Source organism: Rubripirellula tenax (assembly GCF_007860125.1).
Classification (GTDB): Bacteria; Planctomycetota; Planctomycetia; order Pirellulales; family Pirellulaceae; genus Rubripirellula; species Rubripirellula tenax.
On the sequence record NZ_SJPW01000001.1, the window covers coordinates 277,888 to 294,546 of the forward strand.

Below are 16,659 nucleotides of genomic sequence, written 5' to 3' on the forward strand. Positions count from 1 at the left end.
TTGAGAAAACCTTGCAAGCCCGGCTTCGGTCCAACGCATGGTTCTGGCTGTTGTTGACGCAGCTAAACGCACGACAATCAACCGTCGTCATCGTAGCATCCGGCGAAATACCAATCCAGTTGTGAGTGATGTCACAAGCGAAACCGCAGCGATTAGCGAGAGCAAAGCGAGCGCACCCGTGTAGTTTGGACCTCCAACCAACAATGGCATGGCGACGAATAGTCCCAACGCAACGGCGATGAAGTACGCCGGAATGTTGCCAGCGATATAGCGGCAGGTTAGGTATGAACCAGCGGTGCCGAATATGACAGCGAGGCCAACAAAGAACACGATGACGTCGCGACGGTCCTCTGTAGAGTCATCCGATTGCAGGTTTGCGAAGGCAATGATCGTCCCGGTCGCAATTGCGATGCCCAATACGATCAGCCACGTAATTGATTGAAGGCGGCGCACGGAGCGTCTGTTGGACGAAACCGGAACCGATGCGGGTGGATCGTATGGATTTGATATTTCAGTCACGAACACGATACCAAGTCGCTCGATCGCCAGAACGTCGTGCATCACCGGGTACGGAGTTTTGATTGACCACTTCGCAAAACTCGCTAGCCGTACTCCGGTGCATGCAATTGTTACCCGCCGTCCGGAATCAGGCGTTGGGCTATGGGTCAGTTGAGTCAGCAGCGTACCGCATCCAGTTCAGCGGGGCAAGTTTTGGAAGTGAACGTTCACGGTCATGCAGTCAGCGGAGCAAATTGGTTGGTGCGGGTGTTGGATGCGAGGCGCTTTGCAGTATGCAGGCGTCGGATGTTCAACAGACGCCGGTTATCAACAGGCGTTGGGTATTTGCAGGCGTCGGTTGTCTACAGACGTCGGTGTTCTACAGGCGTCGGATGCCCGGCTAGCCTACGGGCGCTTGGGTTGCGATTGTTGCGTCGCACCTGCAGGCGTGATTCGTCCGCGCAGTCCACGCGGGTAGTGCGGGTAACGACACGCGTCACCGGGTACGCGCGAGAGATTTTCCATTTTAAAACCGGCTGGCTCGCGTACTCCGGTGCACGCGATTGTTACCCGCCGCGAATCTTTCGGTCAGCGTACCAGTCCCACATGAGTCTCCACGCGGCACGGTGAAGTGTGACACGCAAGTCGTCAACGGAGAGTCGGGCGCAGTATACAGTATCAAGCTCCTTTGGGTCGTGATGCGATTCGCGCCAAAACGAAAACGGCATGTGTGCGGTACCATCAACGCGAAATAAGTGCATTGAGACATTGTCGGCGGTTGGCCCCCAATCCATAAATCGGTGAAACAGATGAAGGTCGTTGTCGTCAATGGCAAGTTGTAGCATCTCTCGATGATTCTCAACGGGCGACCGTTCCGGGAACGGTGGTGTATCGCGTTTGTCACCTACTGGGGTCATGGCCCAATCCAAGTCGTCGTTGAGGGAGCCGATGAATTGCGGCAAGTAAACCACGTTGTCGTCGCAGGTTAGCCAACGCCCATCGGCGTAGACGTCGACGGTTCTCAAGTCTGGTGATGCGTCATTGGATTTGCCAAGTTCGATTGCAAAAGTCGAACGATCGCCAAAGCGTTGCTTCAATGAGTTCTCGATTCAGTCGGGTAACGTCCGCGATCACCGGGCGACGGAGAACCGCGTTCTTGTACAAAAGGAAAACCGAACCACCGTCGCTCCGTGTGAATCGCATGGTTATCGGTGCCTTTGATGGATTCGGTGATCGCTTATCAATGGAAGTGAACTATCAGCGTAACGGTCCCCATATCGGTCGGCAAGTAAATCGAGCGTTGGATCAGTCGGCAAGTTAGCCGGGTGTTGCGTTCCGCTGCGGGTAACCCGCCGCATTCTTTCGCGATGTGCATCCGCGACAAGTCCGGGAGTTGGACGAGTGTTGATCAGCCATGTGTCACGCGTAACGTCGGCCACAATTCACATGTGGTAGTCCGATAACGGCTCGGATCACCGGGTACGAACGAACGATTGACCATCGGGGCAGATGCTTTTGAGTACTCCGGTGCATCCGATGGTTACCGGCGTTGTTTGTCATCCGCAATCGGTTTGGCACGCCACAGCAGCGTTGCCGTCAGTTTATCGCCCAGCAAAGGACCGAGCAACCAATCTCGGAGGACTCTATTCGGGCATTGTTTCGCCGGCGTTGATTCGCACCACCGTGCGACGTGAACCGTTAACGAAGAACGTCCCGTTGTCGGCCCCCAAGAGCGTCCAACGGGACCGGAGTGGAGCGCGAAGCGAAATTCAGCAAACGATCCGAGGTTGAGTTTTGAACGAAGGACGACCGGGAATGATCAATGTCAGCGCAATCTTTCATCGCTGCTAAGTGCCGGTAACGTTACGCGTCACCGGGAACGCGCGAAAAGGTTTCTAATGGCCAAATCGCTCGACTCGCGTTCTCCGGTGCACGCGATTGTTACCCGCCGTCTTGCGTGAACGTGACAGCGTAAACGGCAGTCACATTCTTGCGATCGACGGCAGCATCGTGTCGATATCCCGCGGACAGACCGTAGGTTCCATCACGCGTGCCATCGTCAAAAGTGATACCGGCCACATATGCATCGCGATCAATTATGAGCTGTTGGTGTGCCTCTTCGATCGTTTTGAACGTGTGAGGAAAGTCGCCATCGTACAGATCAGTCTCGAAGTCATAAATGTTGCGGTAATCTTCGTCGTCATCCGGGTCGATGTCTTCCGGTGGCATAGGAAATCCGGCACCATCGGTAACAAACTCCAGTCGTTGCTTGCCGTTGACCCAGAGACGAACGTAAGCAATATCGTCGCGGTGTCCAGTTCGCAAAACCTCGCCGTCAAAATCGCTTGCGATTCGGTCGCAATCCCTGTTGTACATCCAGATATCAGCGAACGAGCACCAGTCTTGGTGCTTGTGAACGACCAATAGCGACCAACCCATCCCATTCGGCGGCATCCATGTGCCGTCGTAAACGGAATCGGTGACGTCTTCGATTGACGCGACACAGTGGCACTTGCCAAGCGAGGCGACTAAGTCGCCAACGTTAGTACGCACGAGGCACGCGGACCAGTCGGCACCGGGGAAGGTCGAGAACGCCCCGCGTCGCTTTGCGATGCCGAGTTTCGCAATTCGGGTTTCGTGTTTCATGAATCAGAGTTGAATGATTTCAGTCGGGTAACGGTAGACATCACGGGGAACGGGCGAACGACTTGAAAGCAGACGAGAAAACGGACCACCCGTTCTCCCGTGCATGTCATGGTTCGCCGAGAGCACCACGCTCCATCAACAGCAGTAGAACTGGTTGCTGAACAATCGCCTTGTGTGCATTCGACTGACCAGCAGGGATGAGGATGCCATCGCCAGCTTGTAGTATTTCGACGCGATCGCCGAATTGTATCGAGAATTGGCCATCAAGCACATATCCACAATGCCCTTTGACGCACCAATCATCTTCAATGAATGGTGGTGAGAATTCGACGAGACGCAGTACGCCCTCACTATGGGCGACTCGCTTTTCTCTGGCTCCGGGTGCCAAGTCGACCCAGGGCAACAATTGAAAGTTGATTCGTGCTGCGTTCATGGTGTTGCAGTCGCAGCGATGTGCAATCCCATCGGCGAACGCTTGGGTTATCCGAGCGGCGAGAGAAAAACTATGAACAAATCAAACGACGTTGACGCCGCTTCGGATCAACCCATTGTTATGCGTTTCTGCTATGCCGATCCGCCGTACCTTGGGTGCGGGAAGAAGCTATACGGCGACATGCACCCCGATGCAGCGGATTACGACGACCCAGAGACGCACCGCCAATTGATCGAGCGATTGTGTGACGAGTTCCCCGATGGTTGGGCGATGTCGCTGCACAGTCCAAGCCTGCGAACGATCTTGCCGATGTGTCCAGAGGATTGCCGCGTTGGATCATGGGTCAAGCCGTTCGCGGTGTTCAAGGCAAACGTGACGGTCGCCTACGCATGGGAGCCGGTCATCTTCCGTGGCGGTCGGAAACGACCGCGAACGATGCCAACGGTTCGCGATTGGGTGAGTGAGTGCATCACGCTGAAGAAAGGTTGCCCCGGTGCGAAACCGAAAGGTTTCAGCATGTGGGTGTTCGACGTGTTGAACATGCAAGCACAAGACGAGTTCGTAGATTTGTTCCCCGGCAGCGGGAGCGTACAGAAGGCGTGGGACGAGTTTTGCCGCACGCCGATGTTGCCACTGGAATACGCATAACGGTACGCATCAGCGGGCCGGGAAGGTTGATGTTCCATTTGTAAAATCCCGCAAGCCCGGCTCCGTTGCATGCGATGGTTACCGGCCGTCTGGGATTTGGTCGGCGTATAGATGATGAACCCAATAGTTTAGGTTAAACGACAGCTCGCCACCACGGAGTGCAATCGTTTCATCACGCCATTTGCTAACATCTTCGTGACTCTTCGCGTCGACATTTGCGAGCAGCTCCTCGATCCGTGCACCTAGGACCGTGTTGCCAGTGCTCCATGCAGTGAAATCGCCGACAAGTTGATAGAGGCAATGAACGAAGAACTCGCGTTGAATGCAAGACGGATCATTGGCGTACGCTAGGATTAGATCATCGTTGAGCCCATTGCACACGTACATGTCCCAGTCTTGGTCTGGCCAGGGAGTCGGTATCCCGAGCTGAACCCAGGCTGCTACGTCACTCGGTGATGGATCGTAAACGTTCATCTTCACGGCGGTGATTGCGGGTTGCTCATTTGTCGCAGCCTGCGCACGAATTCAGTCCGGTAACGCCTGCCGTAACCGGGCACGAACGAGGGGCTTTGATTTCAGTTGCAGCGTGAATGAGTGCTCCGGTTCGCGGCTTTGTTATCGGACGTCGTATTAATCTGTGCACCGAGCCCGCAAATCACCAAGTGTACCATCGAGGTCAGCATACCAATCTAGCGGAGTAGTAAGACCAGCCTCCCCGAATATTTCCCAAAGGTCATCGAGATCTTGAAGCGTGTTGGAGGTGTAGTCCTGCCACCATGCATCACACCAATCCTCCGCTTCGCTCAAAATGGCATCGCCGTGGGTCGTAGCTGCCATGCCACGCCCCGATTGGTAGGTCTTATGCGAATCGCCGTTTGGATGGTCCATAATTTCCTGAAGGTTGACCGCATCGGTGAACATCAGGCGTTCGTGAACCGGCTTCTTCTTTCCGTAGGTTGATACGTCGTAGCCAACATCTACCGCTTCAACGTCAGCGTCCCGTGACAGGAATACATCGTAGTCAATCGTACGCAGCAGCATGCAATCAAGAAACCCGTAAAGAGAACGCCTTGCCTCTTCGATGAATATTGAATTGTCCACGATTAAACCTACGATTTCGTTTACCCAGTCCGATAACGGCCGCGATAACCGAGTCGCGGCGATTGATTTTCCATTGTCAGAAACGACGATTCCGCGACTTCGGTTCATCGCATGGTTCGCCGCCATTCTCACGTCGCAGCATCGGAATGTCTATAGATCCTACATCGACCATGGCCATACCGTATTCATATGGCCGCATTCCGGGCACTCCCCGCCGCGCTGCGGATTCTTTGATACACCACGACAGTCAATCCATGAAGCGAGCAAGGCAAACGGAGCGATTGCACAAACCGCACCGCAAAGGAATAGCGGAATCCACCAACCCAGATAGTAAAACGGAACGGCAAGGATTAATGCTCCTACGATCAACCAAAAGAATACGGCAGGCGGTGACGAACCTCCTGGTGCAGGCTGGTATCTGTCGACACCAAATCGATTATTGCATTTGGCGCAACGCATAGGTTAAGTCGGCGAACGGCGGTCGTCACCGGGCACGGAGAGACAACTTTCCACTCGTGAAATCGCGCAAGCCGTGCTCCGTGTGCACGACATTGTTATCGGTCGTCCGGGAAGGGCGTTGGATCGGCCAGAAAGTACGCGTGACGTCGAGGTCAGCATACCGAGCGTTGGGTCGTCCAGCAAGCAAATCGTAACGTGTCCATCAGCGAGTCACCCGGCGTCGGTGTGTCCGACATTGTTGTTGGTCGCGATGCATCACGCGGGCATGTCAAGCACGCCTTGTGTTCGATCGATTCGCCGTACGTGCCGTGAAGCTATTCGGAACAGTACTGTTGCAGCGTATTCGATACACCATCAACTCCACGAACGTCGCCGTCACAATCCAAGGCATAGTACCGATAACGACCGGCGTCACCGGGCGGGGAGAGTAAAGGTGTCCATTTCAAATCCGGCCGCAAGCCCCGCTCCGTGTGCACGCCATGGTTCTGCTCCAACTTAGTACGGAAACGAAGGTGGGTACGGAGAGTAAATAGTGATCGGGTTGATCGTTCGATAGAGCATATTGCCCACTCCGAGCGCGATCAAGCAGTACGCAACGAGGGCGGCGAAGAATACGATCATCACGACAGGTAGTCCACCGCGCGCCCATCCAATCCTCGGACCGAGAGGGAAGTTTGCCCAGGCTGACGCCAATGCGGAGACAACAAGGAGAGCCAGGAGGAAAAATGGCTCTGGCATCGTCGAACGCGTTAAGGCGAATAGAACCGTAACCAGCGAGTAGGCGCTCGTTATCACAGCGAGGCATTTGAAATTGCGCAACCGCGTTGACGGGGGACTGTGGGCGGCGTCAAGTGAGCCACCTGTGGATTCCGGCGGGCTATATGGGTTGGGAGTCGTCATGCAATCGGGCGCGCTTCAATAGCAGAACGGCACGCATCAGCGGGCCGGGACGGTTGATGCTCCATTTGTGAAAACTCGCAAGCCCGGCTCCGTTGCATGCGATGGTTCTGCTTTCTGTTCCTGTCGGAATCCGCGTTTATTGAGAAAGCCTTCGATACGCCGTCGAATTTCCGACGCGTCCTGTGCGGGCGGGCCATTGACGGACAAAGTAACATCGCTCGGGTTCGTGACCGATTCGCCGCTAGAAAATAGTGACGAAAAGGATTCAATAATGTTTGGTTGGGGCGGATTAAAATCAGGCTCAATTACCTCAGCGTAGTATTCCATTCGGCGTTCCATTTCAGCCTTCGCTTCTGGCGACATCGCTCGGTAACGATCTACGAATTTCTTCCGGCCTTGAATGGTGCCAAGTTCTGGAACGAAGAATCCACCGGAGTCTTCAGCAATCTCCTCTGCGGCAAAGTAAACGTCTCGCTTGTAGTTAAGACCACGCACCCACCATCCAAGTGCGAACATCGCGGGCAAAGCAAGCAACGAAAGCAGTCCGAATCGAGGAAGTCGTTGTTTCATTCAGGCATCACAGCAAGAGTCTGGATTACGTCTATAGCAGAACGCTACCAATCACCGAGTCGCGACGGTTGATTTACCATTGGAAATCTGCATGTTCGCGACTTCGGTGCATTGTTTTGTTCGTCGAGGAATCAAATGGAAATCACCTTGAGTTTGTACAATGTGGCGTTTTGGGCGGCGATTTTCTTCACCGGATTCGGCGCGTTGCTGGGGTTAATGGGCGTCTGGATCAATGAATTTTGGAGGTCAGAAACGTGCATCAAACTACTGTTGACCGATGCGATTTTCGCAGGAACGTCGATCCTCGTCGCAGCCATGACTAAGTGGCTCGGTTGATCCTTCGACGAACGATCGCGGTCACCGAGCCGCGGCGAAAGAGTTGAAACTAAAACCCAAAAACGCGACCTCCGCGGCTTCGGTGGACCGCTTGGTTCCGCGTCTCCGTGGAGCGATGATGGCCATCGATTTTGAATTATGGTACCCGATTGGAATCGCCGTGGGGATATTTTGCAGTCGAGTCGTCAGGCGTTGGACAATAGCAGGCGTCGGATTGCTGGAAGCACGCTGGTCGCAATCGGCATCAGCCGCCAAGAGAGTTTGAATCACTATGTCCGAAATGTCAGCCAAGTCGACCGCACAACTGAGCTCCTACCATCACGAATCAATAAAACGCGGAGTGGCGGAGAAACGCGGAGAGATGAGCGAAATCAATTCGACAGGCGTCGGACGTCAGGCGCTGGTTCTATAAGCTTGGGCGTCACCAGTTCAACAACCTTCGATCCGACAAACGCAATTTGCTTTGGTCCGCGGAACGTCTAAAATCACCCGGTCGCGACGAGCGATTCTCCATTGTCAAAACGCCCGACTTCGCGACTCGGGTGCATTTTTTGGTTATTGGCCGTCTGTGGATGGGACGTTGACGCCGGCACCACCGCCGGCATTGATGCAGTCGGGTGGAGACAGGCCGAGGAAGTCGGCGAATTGAGTGGCGATCGGCAGAACGTAGTCGGAGGAATCTTCGTCGAATGGAGCCGGAATGATGTACGGCATATCTTCAGGTGCAATGGAATAGTTGTACAGTGTTTTGGCAATGATTTCCTCTAGCAGGTATTGATGCGTCAAACGCTCGTCACCTCGCCGCTCTGCGCGTAAAGTTTTGTGACGAATAGCCTGGAACAAAGCGTAGCACTTTCGCCAGTATTGAGGCATGACGGCGTACCGTCGTAGTTTTCGGTACGTTGAAAACCGTTTGTCACACAGTTCAGCAAAATGGTCCAAGACGGCGACGATCTGGTCAGGTGTTGGCTTCACGGTTGCTAGGTGCCAATAACGTCCGCCGTCACCGGGTACGGCAGGTTGATTTTCCATTTGTAAACGCGCGATGCCGTACTCCGGTGCACGGCATGGTTACCACCGCGTTTTTAGTCCGTGTCAGTGACGCAGATGATCCACCATCGACGGACGGGAGGGTCTAGGACCAACAGCGTAACGTCCCATGCGACACCGCAAAACCAAGGCGCCCAATCGTCGTAAGTTCGGTATGCAATCAGATGTTCGTTTGGCCCGTCGGACAGAGCATTGACGAAGTCACGCGACATTGCACGAGCATCAATCGGATTGACATTCGAGTCATGGTAAGCGCCGCTAGAACGAATGAGGTGCGTGATCTCGCCCTCAAGCGTGTATCCACCGAGCCGAGCAAATGTAAGGGAGTCAGCGTCAATCGAGATTTGCAGTTCCGGATCGAGGTTACGCAGGATTGGGTGTGACAACATGGAGCGAGCAGGTTGCCATTCGCCGCGAAGATCGTCAGACATCGCCCCGTCAAATTCGTGTGCCAAACGTGGCGTAAAGCACCCGACGAGCACGCCCCCATTCATGTGTGTGCGAGAAACCGCATCCACCACAGCATCAATGCGTGAGTCATTGACATCGACGACTCGATATTGAACTGCGTCCCACGTTTGCATTTCAGATGTCATTCAGTGGGGTAACGGCGGCGTTGACCGGGCGACGCCAATGTGGTGACCATTTGTAATCGCCGCATGCGTCGCTCCGTGTCCAACGCATGGTTCGTTGGTATTTGGAGTTGGACAGGGCGACCATCGCCCTCGTCGTTCCTTAAAGTCTAGCGAGGTGTTTGACCCGCAGCAAATCCGGTCGGTCTCAACCGGTCGGCCAACACCCGCTGGGCAACAGAAAATGCTACGACCTGGGCGTGATGTGGTCAAGTTCACGCTTGCACCCGGCAACAGTATGCGACAGCGAGACAATCGATCCATCAAATCAAGCACCAGCAAAACAAACGTCTTGATCGATCTTCCGCACCATCGAGGCGCCGCGTTCAAAACAGTTCGAGTTGGTTAGCTCAATTCAACGAACGTCTCACATCACCGGGTGGCGGCGATTGACGTGATTCCAAAGAAACGTGACCACCGCCACTCCGGTGCATGTGTTGGTTATCGGCATTTATGGACGGGCGTTGATCGAGTGCCGGGCAGTGACGACCACGCCGCCACAGTTTAGCGGGCGCTGGTTCACGCGGCAAGCAATCGGGCATTGACCGGGTCGGCAAGTAAACGGGCATTGTCATACGACGGCGTTTACAGACGGTAAACGAAGAATCAATAACGTTGTCGTTGGATCAGCAAACGACAGCAGCGAATACGGTCAAGGAATGTTGGCGGCGTGGGTTGTGGCAATCGTCAACGGAGGATCAAGACGTTTGAATCGCCGAATTGCTAACACAAGAGCCGAACGACAATCGTACGACCGAGCGTTGCAGCAATCGCCTGTGCAACCAAACGCGTTTAACATACGAGGAGTCAGTCCGATAACGTCTCACATCACCGGGTGGCGGCGATTGACGTGATTTTAAAGAAACGTGACCACCGCCACTCCGGTGCATGTGTTTGTTATCGGCATTTATGAACGGGCATTGGTCGAGCATCGGGCAGCGGTTGCCACGCCGCCACAGTTTAGCGGTACGTGGTTCACGCGGCAAGCAATTGGGCGTTGATCGGGTCGGCAAGTAAACGGGCATTGTCTTTCGACGGCGCTTGTTAACGGTAAGCGAAGGATCGAAAACGTTGTCGTTGGATCAGCAAACGACAACAGCAAACACGATCAAGGACTGCGAGCGGCGCGGGGTGTAGCAGTCGCGAACGGAGGATTAAGGCGTTTGGATTGCAAATTCGCTAACGCAAATGCAGAACGAAAAATTTACACTCGAGCGTTGCAGTAATCGCTAGTGCAAGCGTCAAACACCTGAGACGTCAGTCCGATAACGCTAGTGATCACGGGGCCGGAACCAGTGATCTAACCATTTGAAAACGCACGCAAGTCCGGCTCCCGTGCATCACATTGTTATCGGGCTAATTATGGGTGCAACAAAGCAAGCACAGCTAGAGGAAATGGATTGGGAATCGTCGATCCATGTTGAGAACTTCATGCGTGCCAATGGCGTGGAAGTCGCGAAGTACGATCCGTCGCAGTTCGGGTTCTGCATCATTGACGTGGCGGGGAGCAAGGTGCAAGGCAGGTTGCAGGTCAATTTGTCTTTGACGCGGCGAGAAGCGGTTGGCTTGCTTCGCGGGCTTGGTATACCAGCTCTCGATGAAATGGCGGGCTAGTCCCGATAACGCTGGCGTTCACCGGGCCGCGGCGAACGACTTTCCATTGCCAAACCGCTCGGCTCCGCGGCTCCGTGTGCAACGCTTGGTTATGCAACTCTACATCTTGAGGCGGCCTTCGTCAGCATCAGTGCCGCGAGTATCCGGATCGGGCCAACAGTACGCACCATTGCTATGCTCGTCAATGCGCAACACGCAACTTGGTGCTAGGGGAAGACCGTCAAATACGCCTTTGTCCCGAGCCGAAAGCAATGCGTCACGTAGGGCATCGCCTATCAGTCCAGCCAACAAATTAGTGATTCGTTCTTCCGCCTCGCCGTCGTCATCGGGCTCAGAATGGGGTTCAATGACCTTTGAATCTCCATCAACGGTGGTGACAGTAACCGCACTGTGAATCTCCTCATCAAAAAGTGATTCGTAAGCATCAAGCCATTCGTCGATGTCGCAATCGCAATCCAAGCGGTTCTCTTCAATGTGTAACTGCCAATTGCCATCAAACGCTGCCGAGCCTGATGATCGAGTGTCGAAAACGAGGGCGACCCAAGCATCTTGATCGAACTGAAACCCAAGCGTTATTTGCTCAATTGGATCGCCAGCATCACCGGGACCGTCATTGGTTGACGAATCAAATTCTTCGCAACGTTTCACGATTTCCGCGGCAATTGGGGCAACGAATTTCGGGAGATCTAGGTTCATGGTTCACTTTGTTGCATAACGTGGACGATCACGTGGCCGCCGTGAGCGATTGACCACTTGAAACGACGTATCTCGGCGGCTCAGGTGCATCGTATGGTTCGTAGCGTACACGGCAGACCGCGAATTCATACGCGCCGCGTGCGTGCGGCATCGGATCATCGTATCCCGTCCCCAAAAGAGCCGCAAGCTATTTCGGGCGTTGTTCGCCAGGCGTTGGACCTCAGGCGATAGACATCAGGCGTTGGGCTTCAGGCGTTGGGATCAGAGACAGATTGAGACGTTGGGTTTGAGCACTCACTTCGGGCGTCAGATTCAAGCGTTGGGATAAGACACCGATAGAGACGTTGGGTTTGATTACTCACATCGGGCGTTAGATTCAGGCACACTTGTCAGGCGTAGCATTCGAGCAATGAACGCGAGCATGTCGAGCGAGTGGTCGGTCCAACGGGCACTACACGCTACGAACGTTAGGCATCACCGGGTGCCGGGAGAAAACATTGATTACAAAAGAAAGCGACCCACCGGCACTCCGTGTGCATGCCATTGTTATGCAGATTCTGGAGTTCATCGACGCCGAAGAATTGCACGGATTGATCTGGTGGCGAACGGACGGCGAGTATGCACCGATTACGTTTTGGACGAACAGCAACGACCTGCTGGCTTGGGGATGTGCTGACGGTGAGGAGATCAACGAAGAAACATTGCCGCTATTGAAGCGATCCGTTGAGGATTGCAAGGCGATTGATCCGGTGTGCGGAGCAATCACAGGCTGCGAGCTGTTTGCGTGCCGAATGAACAAGATGCGACCGCAAGGCGCGGCGTATCCGAAAGAACGTGAGTTGTGGCATTTGTTTGATGCGTGCGGACCGGAGCGGGAAGTTGGCACAGGCAATCCATACAAACCGGGCGAATACAAGTCTGCATAACGCTACGCGTAACCGGGCACGCGCGAAAGATTCTCAACTTCAAAGACGCCGACTCGCGTGCTCCGGTTCACGCGATGGTTACCCGCTGTCTTGGTTCGACTTGATGTCAAGCACGAGTTTGGATCCAAAAGCGGAAAAGCCGGCCGAATCAAACAGCCCGCGAGCCGCAGCGTTGAACGCCCAGACATCGAGAACCACACGAGGCAGCCCCAGTTTAGCCGAGATTAAGGTCGCGTCGTCAAGAAGACATTTTCCGACGCCGCGTCGACGATACTTGGGATCAACCTCGATCTGATGTAAATGCCCGAAACGTTGTGGATGCTTGAATATTGATTCGGGAGTTGATTCAGTAGCAAGTATGTAGTGGCCGACGATTTCGGTCGAGTCGCAAGCAACACGAATTGTGATGTCCGGCTTTGCGAGTGATGCGCTGAGGTGCGAAACTGCTTCCGCGCGGGTGAAGCGGCGGTAAATGGACGGGTACGCATCGGCGTGGAGACACTGAACGCGAACCAGCGCGTCGGCGATGCAGCCAATGTCACGGTCCGATGCGTCACGAATCATTGCGTCGGTTCTGTCGGGTAACGTTACCCGTCACCGGGCCGGGAAAGAAAAGTCAACCATTGCCAAAACGCTCGCAAGCCCGGCTCCGGTGCACGGGATGGTTCGCCGAATCATTGTTCGGAGAGGTCGGCATGTGTCGATCTCGCCGACCTAATGCAGATGTGATGCGAAGACCAAGCATACAGCGCGGTTGTTGCGATTCCAATTACGGCCATAACTTCGACTGAGAACACACCGAAACGAATCGGTTCCGTCAATCCCACGCTGTCGCGTTCGTACCAGTCGTGAGTCAGACGGTTGTAATACATCGAATATGTAACGCCGAAGCAGAATGCCCATGCGAGCGACAATGGGTAGTGCATCATAGATGCAGCAACCCAAGTCATCTGAAACCTGCGCTGCAACAATGCCGTCAGCGGAAGTGGTAACGCTAGCGCGACAATGGTCAATCCGAATTCTCGGATGGATACGAAAAACTTGGCGAAGGCAAAATGAAGTGCAACAATCAAAATCAACGCAAAGAGATCACGGGTGCCGAGCTGTCGAACGGTTGCCTTAGCCATTTCGGTAGAGATTCTTTTGTCGGCGAACGTCTCACATCACCGGGAGGCGGCGATTGACGTGATTCCAAAGAAACGTGACCACCGCCACTCCGGTGCATGTGTTGGTTATCGGCATTTATGAACGGGCGTTGGTCGAGCGCTGGGCAGTGGATAACGCGCCGCCACAGTTTAGTGGGCGATGGTTCACGCGGCAAGCAATCGGGCGTTGACCGGGTCAGCAAGTAAACGGGCATTGCATCCAACGGTCCCAGCAGACGGTATACGAAAGATCGAAAACGTTGTCGTTGGATCAGCAAACGACAACAGCGAGCAACATCAAGGATTGCGAGCGGCGTGGGTTGTGGCAATCGCCAACGGAGGATTAAGGCGTTTGAATCGGCGAGCAACTAACGCAAGAGCCGAAAGACGCGCCTAAAACCAAGCGTTGCAGCAATCGTTTGTGCAAGCAAACACGCGGAACATCTGAGGAGTCAGTCCGATAACGTTGCCCGTCACCGGGCCGGGAAAGTTGATTGACCATTCGTGAAACCCCGCAAGCCCGGCTCCGGTGCACGGGATGGTTACCCGTCGTTTTGTTGCAGCGGAGACGACCATAGGAAGCGATCCGTTCGTATGTTGCCGCCGCGAAGTCCTATCAACGTGTCGCGGACAGTATCCGCCGTCGTGTTTTCGGCGTCAAGGTAGAAGTGCGACGAACCAATGCACCGATCATTGAGATAGTCAGTGGTAAAGCAAACCCGATCGGCAATCACATCCATCACAAAGCGAGCAACGTCGTGAGCCGCAGCAAGAAGCCGCAAATCGTCCGAATCGCCGTCGTAGCTGTAGCCAGAGAAATGTGTGTGGTGCTTAGTGCCAAGTTCCAGAGTCAGTTCGTCGCCGTTGTCGTCGATGGAAAGTGGCCCAACATCGTTGTGTCGAGCGGGAAGGATTAGTGTTGGATACCGCGACCCGGCTTGCAACCAACGACTAGTGTCACCGCCAAGTTCCGCAAAGCGTTCCAGGAATGCGTTAAGTGCTGGTGTCATGCTTCGGTCGGGTAACGTCCGCCGTCACCGGGCGGCGAGAGTAAAGTGAGCCACCGGGAAACGCGATGACGCCGCTCCGGTGCACGGCATGGTTCGCCGCTATGGTGCATCATCAGTTTCCAGGTGTTCATCACTCTGTCAAAATGACTCTCCAAACAACTCAACAGAAAACATCGACTTCGGTCGAGACTTCATCACCAAACATCAACGAAGAACCCGCTCTGGCGCGTCGCCTGCCAGAGCGGGTTTTTTCGTGCGCGCACAGAACTACAGAACAATATCGGGCCACCCTACGTGGACCCGCGACTCCGCTCGCGGGATGTGAACTGCAAAGCAGTTCATGCAGAAAGCAAAGTACACCCTGCGAGCGGAGTCGCAGGGCCGCGTTGGGTGACCCAATTCAAGAATTTGACTACTTCGCTGCTACTGCGGGCGTTGATTTCGAGGCACCGTCCAGCTTGTAACACATCGCGATGGCTTGCCGTGCGTAGTCGACGGATTCGGCCAAGATGCGAGCCGCTTCCTGGCTGGCGTGGAAGCCCTTGCTGTTTTCGCTGGCGATGTAGTCGAGTCGCCACATGGCTTTCCGCTGTAGATCACGAATCGGTTTTAGCTGTTCTTCGGAAGCACCGGCCGCTTGCGCTGCGATGATGGCGTCGAACATTTCGGTCACGCCGGCAGCCGCGCGATCGATCAATGAACGCGTTCGGTTCTGGATCAAGTCGACACGGTCCTTGATCTCTTGTTCCGGGATATGGTGACACGTCTGGCACGCCTTGTTGATGTTCTGCATCGGGCTGCGAACCCAGTGGCTGCTGACCTTGGTCGCACCGACTTTTTCGAAAGGCATGTGACAATCGCTGCAACTGACGCCGGAACGAGCGTGAATGCCTTGGCTCCACAGTTCGAATTCGGGATGCTGGGCCTTGTAGACCTTTGTCCCTGTTTCTTTGTGGACATAGTCAAAGAACTCGCCGCCGCCTTCGCCTTTGGCGTCCTTGGGAAACTCGGTTTCGTTCCATTCCTTTTCCAGGTCTTCCATCCGCAGCCCGTTACTCCACGGGAACGTTAGCGTCATTTTGTTGGCACAGTAATACTCGACGTGACACTGTCCACAGACGAACGACCGCAATTCTTGCCGCGTCGCGTGGACGTTGGGGTCGTATTCGCCTTTCGATCCATCGTCTCGCCATTTTTGGATGCTGGGCAAATGGGGCACCGGATCGTCGCTCTTGGCCAGCTTGGCGATACCAAGAATGAATCCGGGGCGAGTCACACGGATCGACATTGTTTCCGGATCGTGACAATCGATGCACGATACCGGGTGTGCGTCACCTAAGTGCGGGTCGCCCTCGTTTGCATTGACGATTCCGTCGGGCGTCTTTTCCAGTTCGGCATGCACTTCTTCATAGGTCCGCTGGCTGACGGCCTTGAATCCTGCCATGACAGCTTCCTGGTTGAAGGATTCGCCCAAGGCAGCTTCGGTGGGTTCTTGTCCCAACTGTTCCATACCGATGCGTCGGTAGGTGGGAATGATGGATGCGTGGCAATGCAGGCACGCGCCCGATTGCTGGACATCGGTGACGCGTTTGGTCACCTCCTGGTCCGACAACATGTACGCATGACCACGGGCCTCGCGATAGTCGATGCTGAACGCGTATCCGGCGAACAGCCGCTTCAGCCACGGATGCTCTTCCAACTTGCTTGGTGGCAACGCGTGATTGCCACCGTAGTCAGTGTATTCGTCGTTGACTGTCTTTTGATAATCCTCGAACTGCTGGGGAAAATTCAATCCCCACGGCTTAGGGTCGGTACTGACTTCGTTGACTTCGACGACTCGCACGAAAGGCGCCCGCGCCTCTTGCTTTCGCTCGAAGATGTTGACCAATAGGGCTGCGACACCGATCGTCGCCAACGCGACCAATCCGGTAAGCACCGCCAGCAATCCGAAACCGCGTTTGTTTTTCGTACTCATCTAGCATCGCACCAATCGGG

Annotated in this window: 17 protein-coding genes; 4 read left to right on the plus strand and 13 right to left on the minus strand. The window is 54.7% G+C overall.

Annotated features, from left to right (window positions below; translation table 11 throughout):
• Positions 1-87 precede the first annotated feature (87 nt).
• From Poly51_RS01075 to Poly51_RS01090, 4 genes are all read right to left on the minus strand, one after another.
• On the minus strand, positions 88-561 hold the full coding sequence (locus tag Poly51_RS01075) for a hypothetical protein (protein WP_146453504.1): 474 nt from the start codon (positions 559-561) through the stop codon (positions 88-90).
• Between the two features lie 503 nt (positions 562-1,064).
• Positions 1,065-1,595 (minus strand): hypothetical protein, encoded by a 531-nt coding sequence (locus Poly51_RS01080; RefSeq protein WP_146453505.1) that lies wholly within the window; start codon positions 1,593-1,595, stop codon positions 1,065-1,067.
• Positions 1,596-2,439: 844 nt separating this feature from the next.
• On the minus strand, positions 2,440-3,144 hold the full coding sequence (locus Poly51_RS01085) for a hypothetical protein (protein ID WP_146453506.1): 705 nt from the start codon (positions 3,142-3,144) through the stop codon (positions 2,440-2,442).
• A gap of 106 nt (positions 3,145-3,250) precedes the next feature.
• Positions 3,251-3,577 (minus strand): cupin domain-containing protein, encoded by a 327-nt coding sequence (locus tag Poly51_RS01090; RefSeq protein WP_146453507.1) that lies wholly within the window; start codon positions 3,575-3,577, stop codon positions 3,251-3,253.
• Positions 3,578-3,649: 72 nt separating this feature from the next.
• Between Poly51_RS01090 and Poly51_RS01095 the strand changes: the two genes are divergently transcribed.
• Positions 3,650-4,225: a hypothetical protein gene (locus Poly51_RS01095; protein ID WP_146453508.1), complete on the plus strand. Its 576-nt coding sequence runs from the start codon at positions 3,650-3,652 to the stop codon at positions 4,223-4,225.
• Positions 4,226-4,303: 78 nt separating this feature from the next.
• On the opposite strand, the gene Poly51_RS01100 is transcribed toward Poly51_RS01095, so the two are convergent.
• The 3 genes from Poly51_RS01100 to Poly51_RS01115 all read right to left on the minus strand — a co-directional run bounded on the left by Poly51_RS01100 (position 4,304) and on the right by Poly51_RS01115 (position 7,255).
• Positions 4,304-4,705, minus strand: a complete 402-nt coding sequence (locus tag Poly51_RS01100) for a hypothetical protein (RefSeq protein ID WP_146453509.1) — start codon at positions 4,703-4,705, stop codon at positions 4,304-4,306.
• Positions 4,706-4,855: 150 nt separating this feature from the next.
• Positions 4,856-5,434: a hypothetical protein gene (locus Poly51_RS01105; protein WP_186775264.1), complete on the minus strand. Its 579-nt coding sequence runs from the start codon at positions 5,432-5,434 to the stop codon at positions 4,856-4,858.
• Between the two features lie 1,287 nt (positions 5,435-6,721).
• Positions 6,722-7,255: a hypothetical protein gene (locus tag Poly51_RS01115; RefSeq protein ID WP_146453512.1), complete on the minus strand. Its 534-nt coding sequence runs from the start codon at positions 7,253-7,255 to the stop codon at positions 6,722-6,724.
• Between the two features lie 135 nt (positions 7,256-7,390).
• On the opposite strand from Poly51_RS01115, the gene Poly51_RS01120 reads away from it, so the two are divergent.
• Complete coding sequence (locus tag Poly51_RS01120) at positions 7,391-7,591, plus strand: hypothetical protein (protein ID WP_146453513.1); 201 nt, start codon at positions 7,391-7,393, stop codon at positions 7,589-7,591.
• Positions 7,592-8,146: 555 nt separating this feature from the next.
• On the opposite strand, the gene Poly51_RS01125 is transcribed toward Poly51_RS01120, so the two are convergent.
• Both Poly51_RS01125 and Poly51_RS01130 read right to left on the minus strand, forming a co-directional pair.
• Positions 8,147-8,623, minus strand: a complete 477-nt coding sequence (locus Poly51_RS01125; protein ID WP_146453514.1) for a hypothetical protein — start codon at positions 8,621-8,623, stop codon at positions 8,147-8,149.
• 53 nt (positions 8,624-8,676) lie between these two features.
• Positions 8,677-9,237 carry a hypothetical protein gene (locus Poly51_RS01130; RefSeq protein WP_146453515.1) on the minus strand — a complete coding sequence of 187 codons (561 nt, stop codon included), beginning with the start codon at positions 9,235-9,237 and terminating at the stop codon, positions 8,677-8,679.
• Between the two features lie 1,371 nt (positions 9,238-10,608).
• Between Poly51_RS01130 and Poly51_RS01135 the strand changes: the two genes are divergently transcribed.
• A complete protein-coding gene (locus tag Poly51_RS01135) occupies positions 10,609-10,887 on the plus strand; it encodes a hypothetical protein (protein ID WP_146453516.1) in 279 nt (92 codons plus the stop codon).
• Between the two features lie 99 nt (positions 10,888-10,986).
• On the opposite strand, the gene Poly51_RS01140 is transcribed toward Poly51_RS01135, so the two are convergent.
• A complete protein-coding gene (locus tag Poly51_RS01140) occupies positions 10,987-11,583 on the minus strand; it encodes a hypothetical protein (RefSeq protein WP_146453517.1) in 597 nt (198 codons plus the stop codon).
• A 497-nt stretch (positions 11,584-12,080) separates the two neighbouring features.
• On the opposite strand from Poly51_RS01140, the gene Poly51_RS01145 reads away from it, so the two are divergent.
• A complete protein-coding gene (locus tag Poly51_RS01145; protein WP_146453518.1) occupies positions 12,081-12,509 on the plus strand; it encodes a hypothetical protein in 429 nt (142 codons plus the stop codon).
• Positions 12,510-12,587: 78 nt separating this feature from the next.
• On the opposite strand, the gene Poly51_RS01150 is transcribed toward Poly51_RS01145, so the two are convergent.
• From Poly51_RS01150 to Poly51_RS01160, 3 genes are all read right to left on the minus strand, one after another.
• Positions 12,588-13,073, minus strand: coding sequence for a GNAT family N-acetyltransferase (locus tag Poly51_RS01150; RefSeq protein ID WP_146453519.1), 486 nt, complete (start codon positions 13,071-13,073; stop codon positions 12,588-12,590).
• A 1,123-nt stretch (positions 13,074-14,196) separates the two neighbouring features.
• A complete protein-coding gene (locus tag Poly51_RS01155; RefSeq protein ID WP_146453520.1) occupies positions 14,197-14,664 on the minus strand; it encodes a hypothetical protein in 468 nt (155 codons plus the stop codon).
• A 412-nt stretch (positions 14,665-15,076) separates the two neighbouring features.
• The gene (locus Poly51_RS01160; RefSeq protein ID WP_146453521.1) at positions 15,077-16,639 is read right to left on the minus strand and encodes an ammonia-forming cytochrome c nitrite reductase subunit c552; all 1,563 of its coding nucleotides are present in this window, start codon (positions 16,637-16,639) and stop codon (positions 15,077-15,079) included.
• Positions 16,640-16,659 lie beyond the last annotated feature (20 nt).